The sequence below is a fragment of the Aeromicrobium sp. JJY06 genome, from assembly GCF_044069275.1.
GTDB lineage: Bacteria > Actinomycetota > Actinomycetes > Propionibacteriales > Nocardioidaceae > Aeromicrobium > Aeromicrobium tamlense.
Map to the genome: position 1 here is coordinate 1,980,378 of NZ_JBIMRD010000001.1, position 20,705 is coordinate 2,001,082.

General features: G+C 73.0%; 18 protein-coding genes. 9 read left to right on the forward strand and 9 right to left on the reverse strand.

Annotation, left to right across the window (positions count from 1 at the left end):
• Positions 1 to 16 precede the first annotated feature (16 nt).
• Entirely contained in the window at positions 17 to 1,597 is a 1,581-nt protein-coding gene (locus ACGWYL_RS09675) for an ABC transporter permease (protein WP_395487046.1), read from the reverse strand.
• A complete protein-coding gene (locus tag ACGWYL_RS09680) occupies positions 1,594 to 2,502 on the reverse strand; it encodes an ATP-binding cassette domain-containing protein (RefSeq protein ID WP_395487047.1) in 909 nt (302 codons plus the stop codon). The genes ACGWYL_RS09675 and ACGWYL_RS09680 overlap by 4 nt, the downstream gene beginning before the upstream one ends.
• Positions 2,503 to 2,591: 89 nt before the next feature.
• On the opposite strand from ACGWYL_RS09680, the gene ACGWYL_RS09685 reads away from it, so the two are divergent.
• Together ACGWYL_RS09685 and ACGWYL_RS09690 are read left to right on the forward strand one after the other, a co-directional pair.
• Entirely contained in the window at positions 2,592 to 3,350 is a 759-nt protein-coding gene (locus ACGWYL_RS09685) for a ParA family protein (RefSeq protein ID WP_179425915.1), read from the forward strand.
• Positions 3,351 to 3,436: 86 nt separating this feature from the next.
• Positions 3,437 to 4,120, forward strand: a complete 684-nt coding sequence (locus ACGWYL_RS09690; protein WP_395487048.1) for a L,D-transpeptidase — start codon at positions 3,437 to 3,439, stop codon at positions 4,118 to 4,120.
• Positions 4,121 to 4,228: 108 nt separating this feature from the next.
• On the opposite strand, the gene ACGWYL_RS09695 is transcribed toward ACGWYL_RS09690, so the two are convergent.
• Positions 4,229 to 5,689, reverse strand: a complete 1,461-nt coding sequence (locus ACGWYL_RS09695; RefSeq protein ID WP_395487049.1) for a DEAD/DEAH box helicase — start codon at positions 5,687 to 5,689, stop codon at positions 4,229 to 4,231.
• 170 nt (positions 5,690 to 5,859) lie between these two features.
• On the opposite strand from ACGWYL_RS09695, the gene ACGWYL_RS09700 reads away from it, so the two are divergent.
• On the forward strand, positions 5,860 to 6,558 hold the full coding sequence (locus ACGWYL_RS09700) for a ferritin-like fold-containing protein (protein WP_179425909.1): 699 nt from the start codon (positions 5,860 to 5,862) through the stop codon (positions 6,556 to 6,558).
• A gap of 13 nt (positions 6,559 to 6,571) precedes the next feature.
• Here the strand turns inward: ACGWYL_RS09700 and ACGWYL_RS09705 are convergent, their stop codons facing one another.
• Positions 6,572 to 6,808 carry a DUF3107 domain-containing protein gene (locus tag ACGWYL_RS09705; RefSeq protein ID WP_317628336.1) on the reverse strand — a complete coding sequence of 79 codons (237 nt, stop codon included), beginning with the start codon at positions 6,806 to 6,808 and terminating at the stop codon, positions 6,572 to 6,574.
• Positions 6,805 to 7,440, reverse strand: coding sequence for a TetR/AcrR family transcriptional regulator (locus tag ACGWYL_RS09710; RefSeq protein ID WP_269305675.1), 636 nt, complete (start codon positions 7,438 to 7,440; stop codon positions 6,805 to 6,807). Before ACGWYL_RS09710 ends, ACGWYL_RS09705 begins: the two co-directional genes overlap by 4 nt.
• A gap of 171 nt (positions 7,441 to 7,611) precedes the next feature.
• On the opposite strand from ACGWYL_RS09710, the gene moeZ reads away from it, so the two are divergent.
• Genes moeZ through nudC form a run of 5 tightly spaced genes read left to right on the forward strand, consistent with a single transcriptional unit; the run spans position 7,612 to position 16,340 of the window.
• Entirely contained in the window at positions 7,612 to 8,784 is a 1,173-nt protein-coding gene (gene moeZ / locus ACGWYL_RS09715) for an adenylyltransferase/sulfurtransferase MoeZ (RefSeq protein ID WP_179425905.1), read from the forward strand.
• Between the two features lie 41 nt (positions 8,785 to 8,825).
• Positions 8,826 to 9,116, forward strand: a complete 291-nt coding sequence (locus ACGWYL_RS09720; RefSeq protein WP_395487050.1) for an MGMT family protein — start codon at positions 8,826 to 8,828, stop codon at positions 9,114 to 9,116.
• Positions 9,117 to 9,165: 49 nt separating this feature from the next.
• Complete coding sequence (locus ACGWYL_RS09725; protein ID WP_395487051.1) at positions 9,166 to 12,348, forward strand: ATP-dependent helicase; 3,183 nt, start codon at positions 9,166 to 9,168, stop codon at positions 12,346 to 12,348.
• On the forward strand, positions 12,345 to 15,473 hold the full coding sequence (locus ACGWYL_RS09730) for a UvrD-helicase domain-containing protein (RefSeq protein WP_395487052.1): 3,129 nt from the start codon (positions 12,345 to 12,347) through the stop codon (positions 15,471 to 15,473). The genes ACGWYL_RS09725 and ACGWYL_RS09730 overlap by 4 nt, the downstream gene beginning before the upstream one ends.
• 3 nt (positions 15,474 to 15,476) lie before the next feature.
• Positions 15,477 to 16,340 (forward strand): NAD(+) diphosphatase, encoded by an 864-nt coding sequence (gene nudC, locus ACGWYL_RS09735; RefSeq protein WP_395487053.1) that lies wholly within the window; start codon positions 15,477 to 15,479, stop codon positions 16,338 to 16,340.
• 56 nt (positions 16,341 to 16,396) lie between these two features.
• On the opposite strand, the gene ACGWYL_RS09740 is transcribed toward nudC, so the two are convergent.
• From ACGWYL_RS09740 to ACGWYL_RS09750, 3 genes are read right to left on the reverse strand one after another with little or no spacing between them, the layout of a single operon-like run.
• Positions 16,397 to 16,531 carry a hypothetical protein gene (locus ACGWYL_RS09740; RefSeq protein ID WP_263280662.1) on the reverse strand — a complete coding sequence of 45 codons (135 nt, stop codon included), beginning with the start codon at positions 16,529 to 16,531 and terminating at the stop codon, positions 16,397 to 16,399.
• 42 nt (positions 16,532 to 16,573) lie between these two features.
• Positions 16,574 to 16,888 carry a hypothetical protein gene (locus ACGWYL_RS09745; RefSeq protein ID WP_179425894.1) on the reverse strand — a complete coding sequence of 105 codons (315 nt, stop codon included), beginning with the start codon at positions 16,886 to 16,888 and terminating at the stop codon, positions 16,574 to 16,576.
• Positions 16,889 to 16,937: 49 nt separating this feature from the next.
• On the reverse strand, positions 16,938 to 17,183 hold the full coding sequence (locus ACGWYL_RS09750) for a mycoredoxin (protein ID WP_395487054.1): 246 nt from the start codon (positions 17,181 to 17,183) through the stop codon (positions 16,938 to 16,940).
• Positions 17,184 to 17,334: 151 nt separating this feature from the next.
• On the opposite strand from ACGWYL_RS09750, the gene ACGWYL_RS09755 reads away from it, so the two are divergent.
• Positions 17,335 to 19,326, forward strand: a complete 1,992-nt coding sequence (locus tag ACGWYL_RS09755; RefSeq protein ID WP_395487055.1) for an ATP-dependent helicase — start codon at positions 17,335 to 17,337, stop codon at positions 19,324 to 19,326.
• Between the two features lie 3 nt (positions 19,327 to 19,329).
• Here ACGWYL_RS09755 and ACGWYL_RS09760 read toward each other — a convergent pair whose 3' ends face one another.
• Positions 19,330 to 20,691, reverse strand: a complete 1,362-nt coding sequence (locus tag ACGWYL_RS09760; protein ID WP_269305691.1) for an AarF/ABC1/UbiB kinase family protein — start codon at positions 20,689 to 20,691, stop codon at positions 19,330 to 19,332.
• Positions 20,692 to 20,705: the final 14 nt, after the last annotated feature.

The following is a 20,705-nucleotide window of genomic DNA, read 5'->3' on the forward strand; positions in this document are numbered from 1 at the left end:
GAGCCCAGCATGCCAGTCACGCGAGGTCCCGGCCCCGGTAGGCCCACCAGCCCACCCCGAGGAGGGCGGCCGCGACACCCGAGAGAGCCAGCGTCGACACGGGATCGGCGCCCTCGAGCGGGAGGTGGGGGACGTGCGTGAAGGGCGACAGCCGCAGGGCGGCGTCGGGCAGGCCGAGGAGCTCGCCGATCTGTCCCAGCGTGCCGAAGGCGACGAGGACGCCCCAGCCGACCACGGCCCAGCGGGCTCGGAACGCGAACAGCAGCACCCCGACGGCCACCGTGACCCAGGCGGCGGGCGCCTGTCCGAGGGCCGCCTCGACGATCCGGGCCGGGGAGTGGTCGGTGCCCTGCCGGACGCCGAGTGCCAGGGCGAGCCCCGCGACGAGCAGCAGCCACGTGACGCCGCCCAGCGCGAGCGTCACGACCGACCAGTACGCGCGGGCGCGGGTGACCCGCGTGGACAGGACCATCTCGGTGCGCCCGTCGCGCTCGTCGTCCGCGGCGTGGGTCAGGACCGTGATGCCGAAGCAGCACACGATGAGCGCCGCGATCGAGGCGATCGACGCGATCATCGTGTCGCGCAGGGCACCCGTGCCGCCGAGCTCCTCCAGCAGGCGCTCGGTCTCGTCGGACAGGATGCCGTCGAGGTTCGGCGAGATCGCGCCGAACAGCAGTCCCATCAGCGCGACCGCGGCCGTCCAGCCCCACAGCGGCGCCACGTGGGACCTCACGCCCAGGGCGAGGGGACCGGCGAGCCAGCCCGGACCTCGGGCCGGACCCGGCCGCGGCGCGAGCAGGCCCGCGCCGAGGTCGCGCCGGGCCGCGAGCACGACCGCGACGGCGGCCGCCGCGACGGCCAGCGCGACGTACAGGCCCAGCACCCACCACCGGGTGTCCCCGTAGGCCTGCAGTCGCGTGTTCCACCCGAACGGCGACAGCCAGCTCAGCCACTCCGCGCCGGAGGCGTCACCGGCGGCCCTGGCGACGAACAGGACCGCGAGGACCGCGGCGGCGAGCCCGGCGCACGTGCGGGCGCTCGCCGAGACCTGGCAGCACACGGCGGTGATCGCCGCTCCCACGAGTCCCGTCCCGGCCCATGCCGCGCCGAACGCCACCGAGCCGGTCCACGGCAGGCCCGCGAGGGCGTTCGTCACGGCGACGAGCAGCCCGAGGAGGGCGGAGACCACGGCCGCGAGGCCGAGCGCGGTGACCAGCGGCGCGAGCCGTCCGACGCCGGCGCCGCCGAGGAGCTCGGCGCGACCGGTCTCCTCCTCGCTCCGCGTGTGTCGGCGGACGAGGAACAGCGTCATCACGGCGACCAGGACCGAGTAGGTCACGGTCATCTTGGTCATCGCGAGCTCGCCGAGGCTCGTCGGGTCGAGGACGGGTCCGTAGAGGGCGACGATGCCGGCGCTCGCGTTGAGACCGGCCGCCGCGGCCACCCGGTCGGCCTCGGTCGGGTAGAGGCCCGGGGTGACCGCCGCCGACGTGCCGCACACGAGCGTCAGGACCGCGAGCCACGCGGGGATCGACCACCGGTCGCGTCGCACCGCCAGCCGCAGCAGCGTGGGCGCGCCGGCCAAGGTCTGGCTCATGGGACCTGCTCGGCCGGAGTGGACTGGTAGGCGTCGAGGAACAGCTCCTCCAGCGTCGGCGGCGTGCTGGTGAGCGACTCGACCTGGGCCCCGGCCAGGGCGCCCAGCAGCGGTGTCATCGCCTCGGCATCTACGGTGCACGACACGGTGCAGCCCTCGACGCGGACGTCGTGCACGCCGTCGAGCCGCAGCCCCGCGACCGCCTCGGGCCGGGCGACGGTCGCCGTCACGCGGCTGCGGCGCAGGTGACGCAGGTCGGCCAAGGCGCCGCTCTCCACGGTGCGGCCCTCACGGATGATCGTGACGCTGTCGGCCAGTCGCTCGACCTCGCCGAGGACGTGGCTCGACAAGAGCACGGTGGACCCGGCCGCGCGGTGCTCGGCCACGCAGCCGACGAACACCTGCTCCATCAGCGGGTCGAGCCCGGACGTCGGCTCGTCCAGGAGCAGCAGGTCGCTGGGCGCGGCCAGGGCGGCGACCAGCGCCACCTTCTGCCGGTTGCCCTTCGAGTACGCGCGGGCCCGCTTCGCGGGGTCGAGCTCGAACGCGTCGACCAGCTCGTCCCGGCGCGTGCGGCGCGGCTCGAAGCCGCGGGTCCGCAGCAGCAGGTCGACGATCTCGCCGCCGGTCAGGTTCGGCCACAGCACGACGTCGCCCGGCACGTACGCCAGTCGCCGGTGCAGGGCGACCGTGTCGCTCCACGGGTCCAGCCCGAGCACCGTCGCGGTGCCGGCGTCGTGACGCAGCAGGCCCAGCAGGCAGCGGATCGCCGTGGACTTGCCGGCCCCGTTCGGGCCGAGGAACCCGTGCACCTCGCCCGCCTTCACGGTCAGGTCGAACGCGTCCAGCGCGCGGAACGATCCGAAGGTCTTCACGAGACCGCGCACGGCCACCACGTCGTCCATGCCGCCACGCTAGGCAGCCGGCGGGTTCACGTGGCGGACGCGCGCTCGTCCGCGTCCCCGCGGTCGCCCGTCGATGGCACAATTGCCGCGTGACCACCACCGTGGCCCTCGCCAACCAGAAGGGCGGCGTCGCCAAGACCACCAGCGTCGCGTCGCTCGGGGCCGCGCTCCTCGAGGAGCGACAGCGCGTGCTCCTGGTCGACCTCGATCCGCAGGGCAGCCTCACGTTCTCCCTCGGCATCGACCCCGAGGAGCTCGACGTCACGATCGCCGAGGTGCTGCTGGGCAAGGCGCCCGCCGGCGACGCGATCGTCACCACCGAGGAGGGCCTGGACCTGCTGCCGGCGAACATCGCGCTGGCCGAGGCCGAGGAGAACCTCGTCACGCGCACCGGCCGCGAGCAGCGGCTGCGGGTCGCGCTGGCGAAGATCGCCGACGACTACGACTGGATCCTGCTGGACTGCCCGCCCGCGCTGGGCGTGCTCACGGTGGGCGCGCTGTCGGCCGCCGACGAGGTGGTCATCCCGCTGCAGGCCGAGACGCTCTCGCACCGCGGCGTCGGCCAGCTGCTCGACACCATCCACGACGTGCGCCAGTTCATCAATCCCGATCTGGTGATCCGCGGCGTGCTGGCCACGATGTACGACGGCCGCACCGCGCACGCGCGCAACGTCCTGGCGGCCATCGGTGACACCTACGACCTCGAGGTCCTCGAGCCCCCGATCCCCAAGACCATCCGCTTCGCCGAGGCGCCCGCGATCGGCCGCTCGATCCTCAGCACGGCGCGTGCCCACAAGGGGGCCGACGCCTACCGCGCCGTCGCCCGCGTCCTGGTCGGGGCCCGATGACCGGACCCGACGGGCCCGGCGAGTCCGCCACGCGCACACCGCGCGAAGTCGGCCATCGGCGCAAGGTCGCGCCTACCGTGGAGGACATGGCTTCCCCGCCCCGTGTCCGTCTCGGCCGCGTCGCCGCGCTCATCGGCGCCGTCGCGCTCACCGCCACCGTCTCCGCGGTCTCGCTCGTGCGCGAGCCCGCGACGTCCGCCACCGCCGGAACCGGCGCCGCCGTCGTCGAGACGGTGGCTCCCGTGATCACGGCCGCCGGCGAGCAGGCGCACACCACGCGCGAGCTCGCCCTCCAGACCCAGCGCACGAAGGCCCTGGCCGAGAAGAAGGCGAAGCAGCAGGCCGCGAAGGCGAAGGCCAGCCCGCCGCCCCCGGCGAGCTCCGGTGAGGGCCGCCGCATCGTGTTCGACCAGTCCGACCAGCGGGTCTGGCTGATCGAGGCCGACGGGACCGTCGACCGCACCTACCTCGTCTCGGGGAGCCGCTTCGACAACCTCCAGCCGGGCAGCTACGCCGTGCAGTCGCGCACGCGGCACGCCACGAGCTTCGACTACACCGGCACGATGGAGTACTTCGTGCAGTTCACGACCGGCCAGAACGCGCCCATCGGCTTCCACTCGATCCCGGTCTACAACAACGGCAAGCCGGAACAGACCATCGAGCAGCTGGGCCAGGCCCTGTCGGCGGGCTGCATCCGCCAGGAGAAGTCGGACGCCAAGTACCTCTGGGACTGGGCACCCGACGGCACTCCGGTCGTCGTCACGGCGTGACGGCGACGAGCCCGGCCCACTTCACGAGGTTTCCTGTCACTTCACAGGGTTCGCAAACCTCGCTCAGTGACAGTTTCCCCGGTTAACCGGGGAAACTGTCACGTCGCGTCAGGACGCGGAGGCGGGGGTGGAGCCGGAGGCCTGCTCGCCCGAGGGACGGCGGCGACGGCGGCGGCGACGCGCCTGGCCCTCGCCGGCCGGCTGGTCCTCGCCCGAGGTCGCGGAGGCCGTCTCGGCCGCGGGACGCTCGGCGCCCTCGACGGGCTGGCCGCCGCGGGTGCGCTGACGGCTGCGGCTGCGGTTGCGGCTGCCACCGTCGCGACGATCGCCGTCGCGCTTCTGGCCGTCGCGGCCGCCCTCGGAGCGGGGCTCCTTCGGCGCCGGCGGCTTCAGACGACCCTTGACGTTGCGGTCGATGCCGAGGTCGTGGAACAGGTGGTCCGACGTGGAGTACGTCTCCTGCGGCTCGTCGTAGGGCAGGTCGAGCGCCTTGTTGATGAGCTTCCAGCGCTGGATGTCGGCCCAGTCGACGAACGTGACCGCGGTGCCGGTCGCGCCGGCGCGACCGGTGCGGCCGATGCGGTGCACGTAGGTCTTGTCGTCCTCGGGGCACGTGTAGTTGATGACGTGGCTGATGTTCGCCACGTCGATGCCGCGGGCGGCGACGTCGGTGGCGACCAGGATGCTGACCTTGCCCTCGCGGAAGCCGTCGAGCGCCTTCTCGCGGGCCTTCTGGGCCATGTCGCCGTGCAGCGGCGAGGCCGGGAAGCCGCGGTCGGCCAGGTCGTCGGCCACGCGCTGCGCCTGGCGCTTGGTGCGGGTGAAGATCACGACGCGCTCGACGTCGTCGGCCTGCAGGATGCGGGCGACGACCTCGGGCTTGTCCATGTCGTGCGCCTGCCAGACGAACTGGCTCGTGGCGGGCACGGTCTGGCCGGCCTCGGCCGACTCGGCACGAATGTTCATCGGGTGGCGCATGTGCTTGCGCGCCAGGGTGACGATCGAGGACGGCATCGTCGCGCTGAACAGCATCGTCTGGCGGGTCTCGGGCGTGCGCGCGAGGATCGACTCGACGTCGGGCAGGAAGCCCAGGTCGAGCATCTCGTCGGCCTCGTCGAGGACGAGCGACTTGACGTGGCTGATGTCGAGCGCGCCGCGGTTGACGAGGTCGAGGATGCGGCCCGGGGTGCCGACGACGATGTCGACGCCGGCCTCGAGGGCCTCGAGCTGCGGCTCGTAGGGCACGCCGCCGTAGATGGTGAGGTTGCGCGTGCCGCGATTCTTCGAGGCCGTGGCGACGTCGCCGGCGACCTGGATCGCGAGCTCGCGCGTCGGCGCGACGATGAGGGCCTGGGGCTTGCCCGGCTCGACCAGCTGGTCGTAGTCGGGGTCGTGCGGCGCCACGGTGCGCTGGATGACGGGGATGGAGAAGGCCAGCGTCTTGCCGGTGCCGGTGCGGGCCTGTCCGATGAGGTCGGTGCCCACGAGGGCGACCGAGAGGGTCATCTCCTGGATGGGGAAGGCCTCGATGATGCCCTTGTCGGCGAGGGCGTCGGCGATCTCGGGCATGACGCCCAGTTCGGTGAAGGTAGTCAGGGGTCTGCTCTGGTTTCTGTGCGCGATCTACTGTCAGCGGATCTGAAATGGCTTGGATCCTGTGGCGACAGGATCGGCGAATACCCCTCCACTGTAACGTCGCGTGCCTCGGGCCGGGCGGACGCCGCGCTACAGTCCCGATCATGAGCTCCGACGCGACCCCCGGTGGACCCCTCGACGACCCCGACTACCGTGCGGGCGTGGTCGAGCTGCTGGCCCTGCTCAGCTACGGCGAGCTCAGTGCCGTGGAGCAGCTCAACCAGGACGCCCAGGAGGCGCCCGACCTGCGCACCAAGGTCGCGATCCAGACGATGGCCGCGTCGGAGTGGAGCCACTTCGTGCAACTGCGCGACCGCCTCGTCGAGCTGGGGGAGGACCCCTACGCGGTGATGGACTCGTTCCGCACCACGTTCAGCCGCTTCCACGGCAAGACCGAGCCGTCGGACTGGCTCGAGGGCCTGCTGAAGGCCTACGTGGGCGACGGGCTGGCGGCCGACTTCTACCGCGAGATCGCGGCGTTCCTCGACGCCGACACCCGCCAGCTGGTGCTGGAGACGATGAGCCAGACGGGCAACAGCGAGTTCGTCGTCGACCAGGTGCGCGAGGCGATCGCCGCGGACCCGCGGGTGGCCGGAAGGCTCGCGCTGTGGGGCAGGCGGCTGATGGGCGAGGCGCTCAGCCAGGCCCAGATGGTGGTGGCCGAGCGCGACGTGCTGACGGCCGTGGTGGTCGGTGCCGCGGATCGACCGGGCGGCTTCGACCTGGCCTCCATCGGGCGCATGTTCACGCGCATCACCGAGGCCCATGCCGAGCGCATGGCCCGCCTCGGGCTGGACGCCTGAGGCGGGCGCAGGCTCAGGAGCTCGTGAGGCCGAAGCCGACCTTGCGGCCGCTGTCGGCGTTGAAGTACAGGTAGGCGACCTTGTCGGCCGGCACGGCCACGGTGTGACCCTTGCTGTCGGTCAGGGTGAACAGCGAGTCGTCCTTGAGGGCGTCGTTCAGGGTCGCCAGCACCTTGTCGGGCTCGACGTCGGTGTCGACGGACAGCTCACGGGCGGCGTTCTGCACGCCGATCTTGACCTCCACGGTCACTCATCTCCTTGGTTGGTGGGCTTGGGGAACCCGCCGATCCCGCGCCAGGCGAGAGTCGAGGCGAGCGTGACGGCGTCGTCGCGCGACAGGCCCGACGCGCCGGAGAGCCAGGCGCGGGCGCCGACGTGGCCCATGCCGACGAGGCCGGCCGCGAGCAGCTCGGCGGCGCCCCGTGACAGGCCGGTGTCCTCCACGATCACCTCGGCGATCGCGGCGGCGGACTCGGAGGTGACCCGGTCGACCAGCTCGCGGACCTCGGGGTCGCTGGTCAGGTCGGACTCGAAGACGAGGCGGAACGCCTTCTCCTGGTCGGCGACGCTGTCGTACCACAGGCGCATGCTGGCCTGGACGCGCTCGCGGTTGTCCTGGGTGGAGGCGAGGGCCTCGCGCACGCCCTCGATCACCGTGTCGACGGCCGAGGAGACCAGCGCGGTGTAGAGGTCGAGCTTGCCGGGGAAGTGCTGGTAGAGCACGGGCTTGGAGACGCCCGCGCGCTCGGCGATCTCGTCCATCGAGGCCGCGTGGTAGCCCTGCTCGACGAACACGTCGAGGGCCACGTCGAGCAGTTGGGCCCGCCGAGCGGTGCGCGGCAGCCGTCCAGCGCGGGGCCGAGCCTCAGGGGTCTGGGTCACGCCCCAACCCTAGCGGTCGGTTACCCACCGGTCGCTTGCAGCGCGGCGTTGCGGGCCGTGTGGCGTGCTGTCCACCCAGCGGACGGGCCGCCACATGCTGGGACCGGACGGGAACAATGGTCGTCGGCGCCGGGTTGAGCCCGGTGAGCCCCGCAATCGAAGGAGAAGCCCGTGGTCGCGCCCCTGGTCGAGCCCGCCGACGAACTGACGATCGACGAAGTCCGTCGGTACAGCCGTCACCTGATCATCCCCGACGTCGGGATGACGGGACAGAAGCGCCTCAAGAACGCGAAGGTCCTCGTGATCGGCGCGGGCGGCCTCGGCAGCCCCGCGCTGCTGTACCTGGCCGCGGCCGGCGTCGGCACGCTGGGCATCATCGACGACGACGTCGTCGACGAGTCCAACCTGCAGCGCCAGATCATCCACGGCCAGTCCGACATCGACAAGCCGAAGGTGCAGAGCGCCGCGGAGGCGGTGGCGGAGGCCAACCCCTACGTCAACGTCATCACCCACCACGTGCGCCTCGACAACGACAACGTGCTGGACATCTTCAGCCAGTACGACCTGATCCTCGACGGCACCGACAACTTCGCGACGCGCTACCTCGTGAACGACGCGGCCGTCATCCTCAACAAGCCGTACGTGTGGGGCTCGATCTACCGCTTCGAGGGCCAGGTCTCGGTCTTCTGGGCGCAGGAGGGTCCGCAGTACCGCGATCTCTACCCCGAGCCGCCGCCGCCGGGCATGGTCCCGTCGTGCGCCGAGGGCGGCGTGCTGGGCGTCCTGTGCGCCTCGATCGGCTCGATCATGGTCACCGAGGCGATCAAGCTGATCACCGGCATCGGCGATCCGCTGATCGGCCGCCTCATGGTCTACGACGCGCTCGAGATGCGGTACACGACGCTCAAGGTCCGCCGCGACCCGAACGGCGTGCTGCCGACCGAGCTGCTGGGCGACTACGAGGCGTTCTGCGGCGCGATCAGCGACGAGGCCGCCGACGCCGCGGCCGACTCGACGATCTCGGTCGCCACGCTCGAGAGCTGGCTCAAGGAGCGCGGCGACGGTGGTCGGGACTTCGTCCTGGTCGACGTGCGCGAGCCGAACGAGTACGAGATCAACCGCATCCCCGGATCAGTCCTGATCCCCAAGGGCGAGGTCCTCGCGGGCCGTGCCTTCGACCAGCTGCCGCAGGACAAGCAGGTCGTCCTGCACTGCAAGTCGGGCGTCCGCTCGGCCGAGGCCCTCGCGGTGCTCAAGGGCGCCGGCTACTCCGACGCCGTGCACGTCGGCGGCGGCGTCGTGGCCTGGGTCAACCAGATCGACCCGAGCCAGCCCAACTACTGACCGCTCGTCGTGGCCCCGGTCCTGCTGACAGGATCGGGGTCATGGACGAGGAGTTCACCGAGGCCGTCCTCGAGGTCGTCGAGCAGATCCCGCCGGGTTGCGTCGCCACCTACGGCCTGATCGCCGAGCGGCTGGGGCGCGGCGGCGCGCGTCAGGTCGGACGCGTGATGTCGCTCGAGGGCGCCGGCGTCCCGTGGTGGCGCGTCGTGCGCGCCGACGGCTCCCTGCCCGCCCATCTCGTGATCGACGCCCAGCAGCACTGGCGCGACGAGGGCACTCCCGTCCGCAGCGGCCGGGTGATCGTGAAGGACGCCCTCGCGCCGGACTTCTGACCCTCCCCGGCTCCCGAGGACTGTCGGCGAGGTCTGGTTCCATGGGCGTGTGCCACCCGAGTTCGTCCTGCAGCGGCCCGAGCCCGTGCGCGCCGACGCGCCCGCGCTCGACGCGTCGCAGCGCTCCGTCGTCGACCACCGCGGCGGCCCGCTGCTGGTCCTCGCGGGGCCCGGAACGGGCAAGACCACCACGCTGGTCGAGGTCGTGGTCGACCGCATCGAGTCGGGCGAGCTCACTCCCGACCAGATCCTCGTCCTGACCTTCAGCCGCAAGGCCGCCGGCGAGCTGCGCGACCGCATCGGGCGCCGGCTGTCGGCGACGTCGGGCACGGTTCCGGCGATGACCTTCCACGCGTTCTGCTACGCCCTCGTGCGCGAGTTCAGCGACCCCGAGGCCTTCGCCGCACCGCCCGAGCTGATGACCGCGCCCACGCGCGACGCGGTGGTCGCCGACCTGCTCGGCGGGCACGACGCGTCGTCCTGGCCCGCGTCGCTGCGCGAGGCGCTCGGCACCCGCGGTCTCGCGGCCGAGCTCCAGTCGTTCATGGCCGCCGCGGTCACCCGTGGTCTCGGTCCCGACGACCTGCGTGCCCTCGCCGCCACGCGCGAGCGGCCCGAGTGGGCCCGCGTCGCCGACGCGATCGAGGAGTACCACCAGGTCATCGACTTCCAGAACCGCACGGACTACACCGACCTCGTCACGCGTGCCGCCGCCATCGCGGGCGACCTCGACCACCGCCGCGCGCTGCGCGACCGGTACCGCCTCGTGGTCGTGGACGAGTACCAGGACACCGACCCGCTCCAGGTGCGGCTGCTGCACGACCTCGCCGGCGACGGTCGCGACCTCGTGGTGGTCGGCGACCACGACCAGGCCATCTACGGCTTCCGCGGCGCCGATCCGAGTGCGATCACGCGGTTCCCCCAGCAGTTCGGCGCTGCCGACCGGCCGGCCCCCACGGTCGCCCTCACCACCACGCGTCGCTTCGGACCGCGGATCCTCGCTGCGGCCGGAGTCGCGCTGGGCAGCCCGCCGGTCCCGCCCGGGCTCGACGCACGCGCTGCCGGCCAGCACCGCAACCTGCACTCGGCCGCCCGTGAGGAGGGCCGGGTCGAGGTCGTCACCTACGCCTCCGCCACGGCCGAGGCCGAGCACATCGCCGGGGTGCTGCGCCGCGCCCACCTCGACGACGGTCTGGCGTGGTCCGACATGGCCGTCCTCGTGCGCACGGGCGCCGACCTCACGCGTCTCCAGCGCGTCCTGGGTCCGGCGGGTGTGCCGGTCGAGGTCGCGGGCGACGAGGTCCCCCTCGTCGCCCAGCCGTCCGTCCGCACCCTGCTGCTGGCGCTCGAGGCCGCCGACCGGATCGCGCGCGAGGAGCCGCTCGACCCCGAGATGGCCGAGGCCCTGCTGGCGGGTCCGCTCGCGGGGCTCGACGGACCCGCGATGCGCCGGCTCGGACGCGCGCTGCGCCGCCGCGACCCCGAGACGCCCTCGACCGACCTCGTGGCCGCCTCCCTGCACGACCCCACCGCACTGGGCGTCGACACCTCCGACCCCTCCACCGCCGACGCGGTCGGCGCCGCCCGCGACCTCGCGGCGCTGCTGGGGCGTGCCGCGGCCGTCCTGCGCCGTGGTGAGCCGCCCGAGCAGGCGCTGTGGCTGCTGTGGAACGGCACTCGCTGGCCCGCGCGCCTGCGCGAGCAGTGGGGCACCGTCGAGGGCCGCGTCCACGCCGACCGCGACCTCGACGCCGTGTGCGCGCTGTTCCGGCACGCGGCGCGCGCCGAGGAGGGCGGTCGTCGTCGCGACACCGTGAACTTCGTCGCCGAGCTGCGCGCCCAGCAGATCCCGGCCGACCAGCTCGAGACCAGCGCCGCGCGACCCGACGCGGTCCGACTGATGACCGCGCACCGCTCGAAGGGCCTCGAGTGGCCGCTCGTCGTCGTCGCCGGCGTCCAGGCCGACCGCTGGCCCGACCTGAGGTCGCGCGGCAGCCTGCTCCGCTCGGAGCACCTCGACGGGCCGGTCGGCCCCGGCGCCCGGGGCGAGCAGCTGCGCGAGGAGCGCCGGCTGTTCTACGTCGCGTGCACCCGCGCCACCAGCCGCCTCGTCGTCACCGCCGTGCAGACGCCCACCGACGACGGCGACCAGCCCTCGCGCTTCGTCACCGAGCTGATCGCCGCGGGCTTCGGGGTCGATGCCGACCTGCCGCTGGGCCGTCCCGCCCGTCCCGTCTCGCTGCGCGGCGTCGTGGCCGAGCTGCGCCGCATCGGCGAGCAGTCCGACGACGAGACCGTGCGCGACGAGGCCGCCGCGATGCTCGCCGAGATCGTGCGCGCCGACCTCGCCCTCACGCGCGCCGCCGACCCCGCCCGCTGGTGGGGTCTGGCCGAGCCCACGCAGGCCGAGTCGCCGTGGCGCCCGGCGGACCAGCCGCTCGCTCTGTCGGGCTCGGCGGTCGAGGGGATCACGGCGTGCTCGCTGCGCTGGTTCCTCGGACGCGAGGCGCACGGCGAGTCCGCGTCCACCTCGGCGCAGGGCTTCGGGTCGATCGTCCACGCCCTCGCGGCCGACGTCGTCCAGCGCGGCGTCGAGCCCGACGAGATCGCGATGGCGGCACGCCTCGACGAGATCTGGCACCGGCTCGACCACCAGGCGGCCTGGCTGGGCGAGCGCGAGCGGCAGGCCGCGCACGAGACCCTCACCCGCTTCGCGCGCTGGCACCGCGCCAACCCGCGCACGCCGCTCGCGGCCGAGCACGCCTTCACCACCACGCTCGTCGTGGGCGGCGAGGAGGTGCTGCTGCGCGGCTCGATGGACCGGGTCGAGATCGACGCCCAGGGCCACGTCCACGTCGTCGACTTCAAGACCAGCCGCAACGCCCCCGGCCCGCGCAAGATCGCCGAGCACGCACAGCTGGGGATCTACCAGGTGGCCGTCGAGCACGGCGCCGTCGCGTCGCTGGGCGTCGAGGAGGCCCGCTCCGGCGGCGCCGAGCTGGTCCAGCTGCGCACCCCCGCCGGTGCGAAGGACCCCGACTCGCCGAAGGTGCAGCCGCAGGCCCCGCCCGCGCCCGACGAGGCGTTCTTCGCCCTCGACCTGCTGGCCGAGTCCGCGCGCGCGGTCCGCGACGAGCGTCTCGTGGCCCGCCCGAACGACCATTGCGGCTTCTGCGACTTCCGCACGCTGTGTCCCGTGCTCACCGGTCCCACGATCGGAGGTGCCGAGTGACGCCGCTCGTGCGCGACACCGACCACCTGCGCGAGGTGCTCGGCATCCCCTTCAGCGAGGCGCAGCTGGCCGCGATCACCGCCGACCCGGCGCAGCCGCAGGCGATCATCGCGGGCGCCGGTGCCGGCAAGACCGCCGTGATGGCCGCACGCGTCGTGTGGCTCGTGGGCCACCTCGGCTACGCCCCCGACCGGCTGCTGGGACTGACCTTCACGTCGAAGGCCGCGGCCGAGCTGGCCGGCCGCGTGCGCGAGTCGCTCGAGCTCGTCGGCGACTTCTCCGAGTTCGGCGAGCCGACCGTCTCCACCTACCACGCGTTCGCCGGCACCCTCATCGCCGAGCACGGCCTGCGGATGGGGATCGAGCCCGACCTGCGCGTGCTCGCCGACGCCACGCGCTTCCAGATCGCCGCCCGCACCGCCCGGCGTCACGAGGGCCCGCTGCGCCACGTCTCGGCGTGGCTGCCCACCGTCATCGGCGATCTCCTCGAGCTCGACGGCCAGCTGTCGGAGCACCTCGTCACCACCGACGAGCTGCGGGAGTTCGACCGCGCCACGATCGAGCGCGCCCAGTCCGCCGAGAAGCAGCTCAAGTGGCACGAGGAGATCGTCGCGGCCTGCCTCAAGCGCGACGAGCTGGCCGACCTCGTCGACGAGTACCGCGCCGCCAAGGCCGACGCGGGGGTCATGGACTTCTCCGACCAGATGGCCTGGGGCGCCCAGCTGGCCACCCTGCCCGAGGTCCAGCAGGTCCTGCGCGAGCGCTTCGACGTCGTCCTGCTCGACGAGTACCAGGACACCTCGGTGGCCCAGCGCGACCTGCTGCAGGCCCTGTTCGCGGGCCGGCCCATCAGCGCCGTCGGCGACCCGGCCCAGGGCATCTACGGCTGGCGCGGCGCCGCCTCGGGCAACCTCACGGCGTTCCTCGACGACTTCCCGGGCGCCGGCGGCGCGAAGGGACGGCTGTTCAGCCTCGACGTCACCCGCCGGTGCGCGCCCGAGATCATCGACCTCGCCGGCCACGTCGCCCGCGACTACTACGGCTCGCCGGGCGTCGCCGAGATCGTCACGCCACTGAAGGCCGCGCCCGAGAATCCGTCGGGCGAGGTGTCGGTCGCGCTGCACCAGGGCGTCGCCGAGGAGATCGAGGCGCTCGTGGACCTCGTGGTCGACTCGGTCGAGCGCGGCACCGAGCGTCGTGAGATCGCCGTCCTGGTGCGCACCACCAACGAGAACCCCGAGATCGTGCGGGCACTGCGCTCGCGGGGCCTTCCCGTCGAGATCGTGGGCCTCACCGGCCTGCTCCAGCAGCCCGAGGTCGTCGACGTGCTGTCGGTGCTGGCCGTCCTCGACGACGTCACGGCCAACCCCGCCGTCCTTCGCCTGCTCACCGGCGTGCGCTGGCGGATCGGCGAGCGCGACCTCGCCCTGCTGGGCCGTCGCGCCGCCGAGCTCGGCCGCCAGTGGCGCGACGGGGGAGACGTCGACGCCAGCGACCCCGACGCGCTGCTGCAGGCGGCGCTCGACGAGGCCACCACCGGCGTCGACCCCACCGAGATCGTGTCGCTGGCCGAGGCGATCGAGGACCCGGGCGACGCCGCCTACTCCGACGAGGCGCGCTCGCGGTTCGCCGACCTCGCCGCGATGCTGCGACGACTGCGCCGTCACGCGCACGAGCCGCTGCTCGACCTCGCCCGCCGCGTCGTCACCGAGCTCGACCTCGACGTCGAGCTGCCGGTCGCGGGCGTGCCCACCGACAACCTCGCGCTGCTGATCGACGCGATCGGCGACTACGCCCAGCACGACCGCTACGCCTCGCTGCCGGGCCTGCTGGCGCACCTCGACGCCGAACGCGAGTACAACGAGGGCATGGAGCTCAGCGCTCCGTCCGACGCCGACTCGATCAAGCTGCTGACGATCCACCGTGCGAAGGGCTTGGAGTTCGAGGAGGTCTTCGTGCCCTTCGTCTCGGGCACCGTCTTCCCTTCCGGTCGCGGGCGCTCGCGCTGGCCCACGGTCGCCAAGGCGCTCCCGGCACCGCTGCGCGGCGACGTCGCGTTCGTCCCGCAGGTCGCCGAGTTCACCAGCCCGGCGAAGAAGGCGTTCGAGGAGGACACCCGCCGTGACGCGCTGATGGAGGAGATCCGGCTGGCCTACGTGGCGTTCACGCGCGCCAAGCGGCGCCTGCACGTCAGTGGCCACCGCTGGGGCCGCACCCAGCTGAGGCCGCGCGCCGAGTCGCAGTTCCTCGTCGACGTCCGCGACTGGCTCGCCGAGCACGGGAGCGACCCCGTGGTGTGGGCCGAGGCGCCCGTCGACGACGACCAGAACCCGCACCTGGTCGACCAGACCGTCCCGTGGCCGGTCGCGCTGACCTCGTTCGACCGCCGCCGCGAGCTCGCCGCCGCCGTCCGGCGCCATCTCGACGCGGAGGAGGCGCCTCCGGTCGAGGGCGACGAGCGCCTCGCCGAGCTGCGCACCGACCTCGACCTGCTGCTGGAGGAGGCCCGGGCCCGCGCCGAGAGAGCCATCCACCTCGAGCTCCCGGCCTCGCTGTCGGCCACGTCCGTGCTCGCGCTGGCCGAGGACGAGGAGGTGTTCGTCCGGGCGCTGGCACGGCCGATGCCGCGCCAGCCCTCGGCGGCGGCCCGCTTCGGCACGCGGTTCCACGCCTGGATCGAGGCCCGGTACGGCCAGCAGACGCTGCTCGACCCCGACGAGCTCCCGGGCCGCGGCGACGCCGAGGTGATGGACGAGTCCGACCTCGAGGCGCTCAAGGAGGCCTTCGAGTCCGGACCGTTCGCCGGACGCGAGCCCGTCGCGATCGAGGCGCCGTTCACGCTGCGCCTCGGCGGGCAGCAGGTGATCGGCCGGATCGACGCCGTCTTCGCCACCGAGCTCGCCGACGGCACGGCCGGCTTCGAAGTGGTCGACTGGAAGACCAGCCGCACGCCCGACGCCGACCCGCTCCAACTCGCGCTCTACCGCCTCGCGTGGGCCGAGATGCACGACCTCGACCCGCGTCTGGTCGTGGGCACGTTCCACTACGTCCGCCTCGGTCGGTCGCACACGTTCGACGACCTGCCCGAGCGTGCGGCGCTCGAGACGCGGCTCGGGTTACGGTGAGGCGTGGATTTCGCGTTCGAACGGGCCCGGCACGACCGAGCGGGGAACCTGCGAGGCAGCGATGAGCTGTGGCGGACCCCCGACACGCGGGTGCTGGTCCTGGGCGGCGAGCACGTGGCCACGATCGACGGGCCCGCGCTGCGCTGGGTGCCGGTCGACGAGGCGCCCGACGGCGAGTGGATCCTGCTCGGCGACCAGAACGGCACGCGTCACGCGGCCGTGGCGGTGCAGCGGGTCCCGCGCGAGCTGAACCCGGTGAGCGTCCGGGTGCTGGCGCCGCTGCTCGACCCCGACGAGCTCTCCCTGGCGATCCACGCGGTGGGGCTGGCGCGCTGGCTGCAGTCGCACACCTACTGCTCGCGCTGCGGCGAGTACCTCTACAGCGCCCAGGCGGGCCACCTGCGCGTCTGCCCGTCGTGCGGCACCGAGCACTACCCGCGCACGGATCCCGCCGTGATCATGCTGGTCACCGACGCCGACGACCGCGCCCTGCTGGCGCGGAACCCGAACTGGCCCGAGGGTCGCTTCTCCACGCTCGCGGGCTTCGTCGAGCCGGGGGAGACCCTCGAGGACGCGGTGCGCCGCGAGGTGGCCGAGGAGGTCGGGGTGCAGGTGGAGCGCGCGAGCTACCTCGGCAGTCAGCCGTGGCCGTTCCCGCAGAGCCTCATGCTCGGGTTCAACGCCGTCGCCGAGACCACCGACCTCGTGCTCGACCCCAAGGAGATCGCCGAGGCGCGCTGGTTCACCCGCGAGGAGCTGCTCGCGGCGGTCGAGTCCGAGCAGGTCGTGCTGCCGCCGCCGAAGGTCTCGATCTCGCGCTGGCTCGTCGAGCAGTGGTACGGCGGCGAGCTCCCCGGCGCCTGGTAGGCGCCGGCCGGCCTCGAGAAGTGACCAGCGGCGCGCCGAGAGCTCGTTCCCAGCACTTACCGCGGCAGGCCCGACGCGTCGTAGAGTTCCTCGCCGTCTAACCGCGGGTCGGCCGCGAGTTCCTGGATCTGTTCGATGCGCCTACGACGCGCGGTCTCGTCGTCGAGGTGTGCTTCTTCGGTCCGCGCCATGATGACGTCCTATCGTCGAACACCGACGTCGCGCCACAGGACTCAGTAGATCGGGCGTTCCGAGCGGTTCGAATCCTCGGCGAGCATCAGGATGCCTGAGACGAGGTTGCAGAACAGCAGGGTGCAGACGGCCAGGGCGGTGTGCTTCTGACGATCCCTCGCGCCGCGGTGGATGTTGATCGTCATCGGGATGAACCACGCGGCCGCGATGATGCCGAGTCCGCACGTGCCCACGACGACGAGGCCCAGGACCACCCAATTGATGATGGCCGCCGCTTGGTACATCCCGCTCGGAGCGGGCTGCGGCACGTAGCCGTAGCCGTAGGCGGGCGGGGGGAGCTGCGGAGGCTGGGTCACGGCGCGAGGCTACCGGCCGCGGGTCGCCCTCGCGGGCGCTTCTGAGAACTCAGACCCCGAGCTGGGCCTTCACCTGCGCGACCGAGGGGTTCGTGAGGGCGGTGCCGTCGGCGAAGACGAGCGTGGGGACGGTCTGGTTGCCGCCGTTGGCCTGCTCGACGATCAGGGCCGAGTCCGGATCCTGCTCGATGTCGACCTCGGTGAACTCGATGCCCTCGCGCTGCAGCTGCGACTTGAGGCGGTGGCAGTAGCCGCACCATGGCGTGGAGTACAGGACGAACGATGCGTCGGACATCGGGACCCTCTCGGTCGATCGATTGCTTCTGTCATGGTCAACGTGCCCGTCGATCGTCCCATTCCCCGGCGGCCTGTGTGCGACCGCCGATCGTGTCGCCGGGCGCGGCTACGCTGGTCGCTGCCCACCCCCGCACACGATCTGGGAGACCATGTCTGACGCCGACGACCTGCTCAACGGACTCGACCCCGAGCAGCGAGAGGTCGCGACCACGCTGAGGGGCCCGCTGTGCGTCATCGCGGGCGCCGGCACCGGCAAGACCCGGGCCATCACCCACCGCATCGCCTACGGCACCGCCACGGGCGTCTACAAGCCCACCGAGGTCCTCGCCGTCACGTTCACGGTCAAGGCGGCGGGTGAGATGCGCGAGCGGCTGCGCACGCTGGGCGCCGCGGGCGTGCAGGCGCGCACGTTCCACTCCGCCGCGCTACGCCAGGCGCGCTACTTCTGGCCGCGCGTCTACGGCACCGAGTTCCCGCAGATCCTCGAGTCCAAGTTCGCCTTCGTCGCCGAGGCCGCGCGACAGGTGGGCGTGCGCGCCGACCAGGCGCTGCTGCGCGACCTCTCGGCCGAGGTCGAGTGGGCCAAGGTGTCCAACGTCCGCCCCGACGACTACGGCGCCGAGGCGATCCGCCGCCAGCGCACGGTGGGCGACATCGACCCGGGCGAGGTCGGCGCCGTCCTGCGCGCGTACGAGCAGGTCAAGCGCGACCGGGGCCGGATCGACATGGAGGACATCCTGCTCATCACCGCCGCGATCCTCGCCGACGATCCGGCCATCGCGGCCGAGATCCGCCGGCAGTACAAGTGGTTCGTCGTCGACGAGTTCCAGGACGTCAACCCGCTCCAGTCCACGCTGCTCGACCTGTGGCTCGGCGGGCGCGACGAGGTGTGCGTGGTCGGCGACCCGCGCCAGACGATCTACACGTTCGCCGGCGCCTCGGCCACGATCCTCGGCGACTTCACCACGCGCCGGTTCCCCGACGCTCCCCGCATCGAGCTCGTGCGCAACTACCGCTCCACGCCCCAGATCGTCGCCGCCGCCAACGAGGTGTTCGCCGGGCGCGGCCCCTCGGTCACGCTCGGCGTGCGGCTGCAGTCGCAGAACTCGCCCGGCCCCGCCGTCGACTACCGCCCGTTCGCCGACGAGCCCGCCGAGGCCGACGCGATCGCCGACCGCATCGTCGCGCTGCACCGCCAGGGCGTGCCCTACCGCGAGATGGCGGTGCTCTACCGGATCAACGCCCAGTCCGAGGTCTACGAGGAGGCGCTCGGCCGCCTCCAGATCCCGTACTCGATGCGCGGCGGCACGGGCTTCTTCCAGCGGCCCGAGGTGCGTCAGGCGGTCACCCTGCTGCGCGGGTCGGCCCACGCGGGCGAGGGCTCGGGCTCGCTGGCCGACGACGTCCGGGCCGTGCTCGCGGCGATGGACTTCTCCGAGACCCCGCCGGAGGGACGCGGCGCCGTCCGCGACCGCTGGGAGTCGCTGCAGGCGATCCACACGATGGCTGCCGACCTGGCGCAGGAGCAGCCACAGGCCGACCTCGCCGCCCTCGTCGCCGACCTCGACCGCCGGGCCGACCAGGCGCACGCCCCGTCCACCGACGGCGTCACGCTGTCCACCTTCCACGCGGCCAAGGGCCTGGAGTGGGACGCCGTCTTCCTCGCCGGCGCCCAGGAGGGCACGCTGCCGTACGTCGCCACGATGGACGACCCGGCCTCGGTCGAGGAGGAGCGTCGGCTGTTCTACGTCGGCCTCACCCGCGCCCGGCGCCACCTCATGGTGTCGTGGTCGGCCGCGCGCAAGGCCGGGGGCCAGGCGCGCCGCAAGCCCAGTCGCTTCCTCGACCGCCTCCTGCCCGAGGAGGTCCAGGTCTCGCGCGCGCCCCAGCGCAAGGTCAAGCTGCCCACCCCCGATCTCGACTACGACGAGGCGCTGTTCGAGCGTCTGCGCGCGTGGCGCAAGGAGGTCTCGCAGGAGGAGAGCAAGCCGGCGTTCACCGTCTTCAACGACGCCACCCTCAAGGCCATCGCGGCGCTGCGACCCAGCAGCGGAGACCAGCTCCTGCAGGTCTCGGGCGTCGGCCAGTCCAAGCTGGAGAAGTACGGCGACGACGTGCTGGCCGTGGTGGCCGGCTCCTGAGGCTCAGGCGGCGTCGAAGCCCGGCAGCGCCTCGGCCACGATCCCGCGGAAGCGCGCGGTGGCGCCCAGCTGGCACAGCACGCCCACGCCGCCGGCCCACACGCGGTGGATCAGCAGGTAGCTCGGCGGCACGGTGAGCTTGAGCGCCGTGCCCATGCCCTCCGCGCCCGGTGACGACAGACGCTGCCCCTGGCGGCGCAGCCAGTCGCGGTCGAACGTGAACGCCTCGACCGCCACGGGCTCCACGATCGGACCGAGGTAGCGGCCCAGCACGTCGGGGTCGACGGTGCTGCCCTGGCGCACGAAGCCCTCGCGGCGCAGCCCCTCGGCCACCGTGACGTAGTCGCCGTCGGCGGCGGCCCGCAGCAGCGGGCCCATCGGCGCGGGCAGTCCGTCGGGCAGTCGTGCCACGGCACCGTAGTCCACCACGCCGAGTCGCCCGTCGGGCAGCACGCGGAAGTTGCCCGGGTGCGGATCGGCGTGCAGGAGCCCGGCGCGCGCCGGTCCCTCGAACAGGAAGCGCACGTAGGTCTCGCCCAGCCGGTCGCGCTCCTCGGGTGTGCCGTCGGTGATGACGTCGGCCAGCGAGCGGTCGCCGGGCAGCCACGTGGTCACCAGGGCGCGCTCGGTGTGCGCGAGCGGTCGGGGCACGACGATGTTCGGGTCGTTCGCGAACGCCTCGGCGAAGCGGGCCTGGGCGTCGGCCTCGAGGGAGTAGTCGAGCTCCTCGGCGACACGCTCCTGCAGCTCGCGCACCAGCGCCTTCACGTCGACGCCCGGCATCATCGTGCCGAGCAGGCGTGCCAGCCGGCCGATCTGGCGCAGGTCGGAGTTCAGCGCCTCGGCGGCCCCGGGGTACTGCAGCTTGACCGCGACCTCGACGGGCTCGGCGCCCGGCTCGGCGACGAAGCCGCTGCGGTGCACCTGGCCGATCGAGGCGGCGGCGGCCGGCGTCATCTCGAAGTCGGGGAAGCGCTCGGGCCAGTCGGCGCCGAACTCGCGCTCCATGACGCGCCTGACGGTGGGCGAGCCCATGGGCGGCGCCGCGTCCTGCAGCTTCGTCAACGCCTCGCGGTACGGGGCGATGACCTCCTCGGGGAGCGCGGCCTCGAAGATGCTCAGCGCCTGGCCGAACTTCATCGCGCCGCCCTTGAGCTGGCCGAGGACGGAGAACACCTGGTCGGCGGTGCGGCGCTGGACGTCGGTCATCACCGCGGCGGCGGGGGCGCCGACGAGTCTGCGGCCGATGCCCCAGGTCGTACGAGCCGCGAAGCCGGCGGGAAGGCTGGCCAGGCGGGCCCCGCGTCGCAGGGCACTGCCGGTCAGGGGAGTGTCGGGAGCGTCGTCCGGGTCGGTGTCGGCCACGTGGTCAGGATAGT

Excerpts from the sequence above, each read along its gene's own strand:
- ACGWYL_RS09720 (WP_395487050.1), top strand. The coding sequence starts at position 8,826 with ATGGACGAGGAGTTCACCGAGGCCGTCCTCGAGGTCGTCGAGCAGATC.
- ACGWYL_RS09680 (WP_395487047.1), bottom strand. The coding sequence starts at position 2,502 with ATGGACGACGTGGTGGCCGTGCGCGGTCTCGTGAAGACCTTCGGATCG.
- ACGWYL_RS09750 (WP_395487054.1), bottom strand. The coding sequence starts at position 17,183 with ATGTCCGACGCATCGTTCGTCCTGTACTCCACGCCATGGTGCGGCTAC.
- ACGWYL_RS09675 (WP_395487046.1), bottom strand. The coding sequence starts at position 1,597 with ATGAGCCAGACCTTGGCCGGCGCGCCCACGCTGCTGCGGCTGGCGGTG.
- ACGWYL_RS09690 (WP_395487048.1), top strand. The coding sequence starts at position 3,437 with ATGGCTTCCCCGCCCCGTGTCCGTCTCGGCCGCGTCGCCGCGCTCATC.
- ACGWYL_RS09695 (WP_395487049.1), bottom strand. The coding sequence starts at position 5,689 with ATGCCCGAGATCGCCGACGCCCTCGCCGACAAGGGCATCATCGAGGCC.
- ACGWYL_RS09700 (WP_179425909.1), top strand. The coding sequence starts at position 5,860 with ATGAGCTCCGACGCGACCCCCGGTGGACCCCTCGACGACCCCGACTAC.
- ACGWYL_RS09740 (WP_263280662.1), bottom strand. The coding sequence starts at position 16,531 with ATGGCGCGGACCGAAGAAGCACACCTCGACGACGAGACCGCGCGTCGT.
- ACGWYL_RS09755 (WP_395487055.1), top strand. The coding sequence starts at position 17,335 with ATGTCTGACGCCGACGACCTGCTCAACGGACTCGACCCCGAGCAGCGA.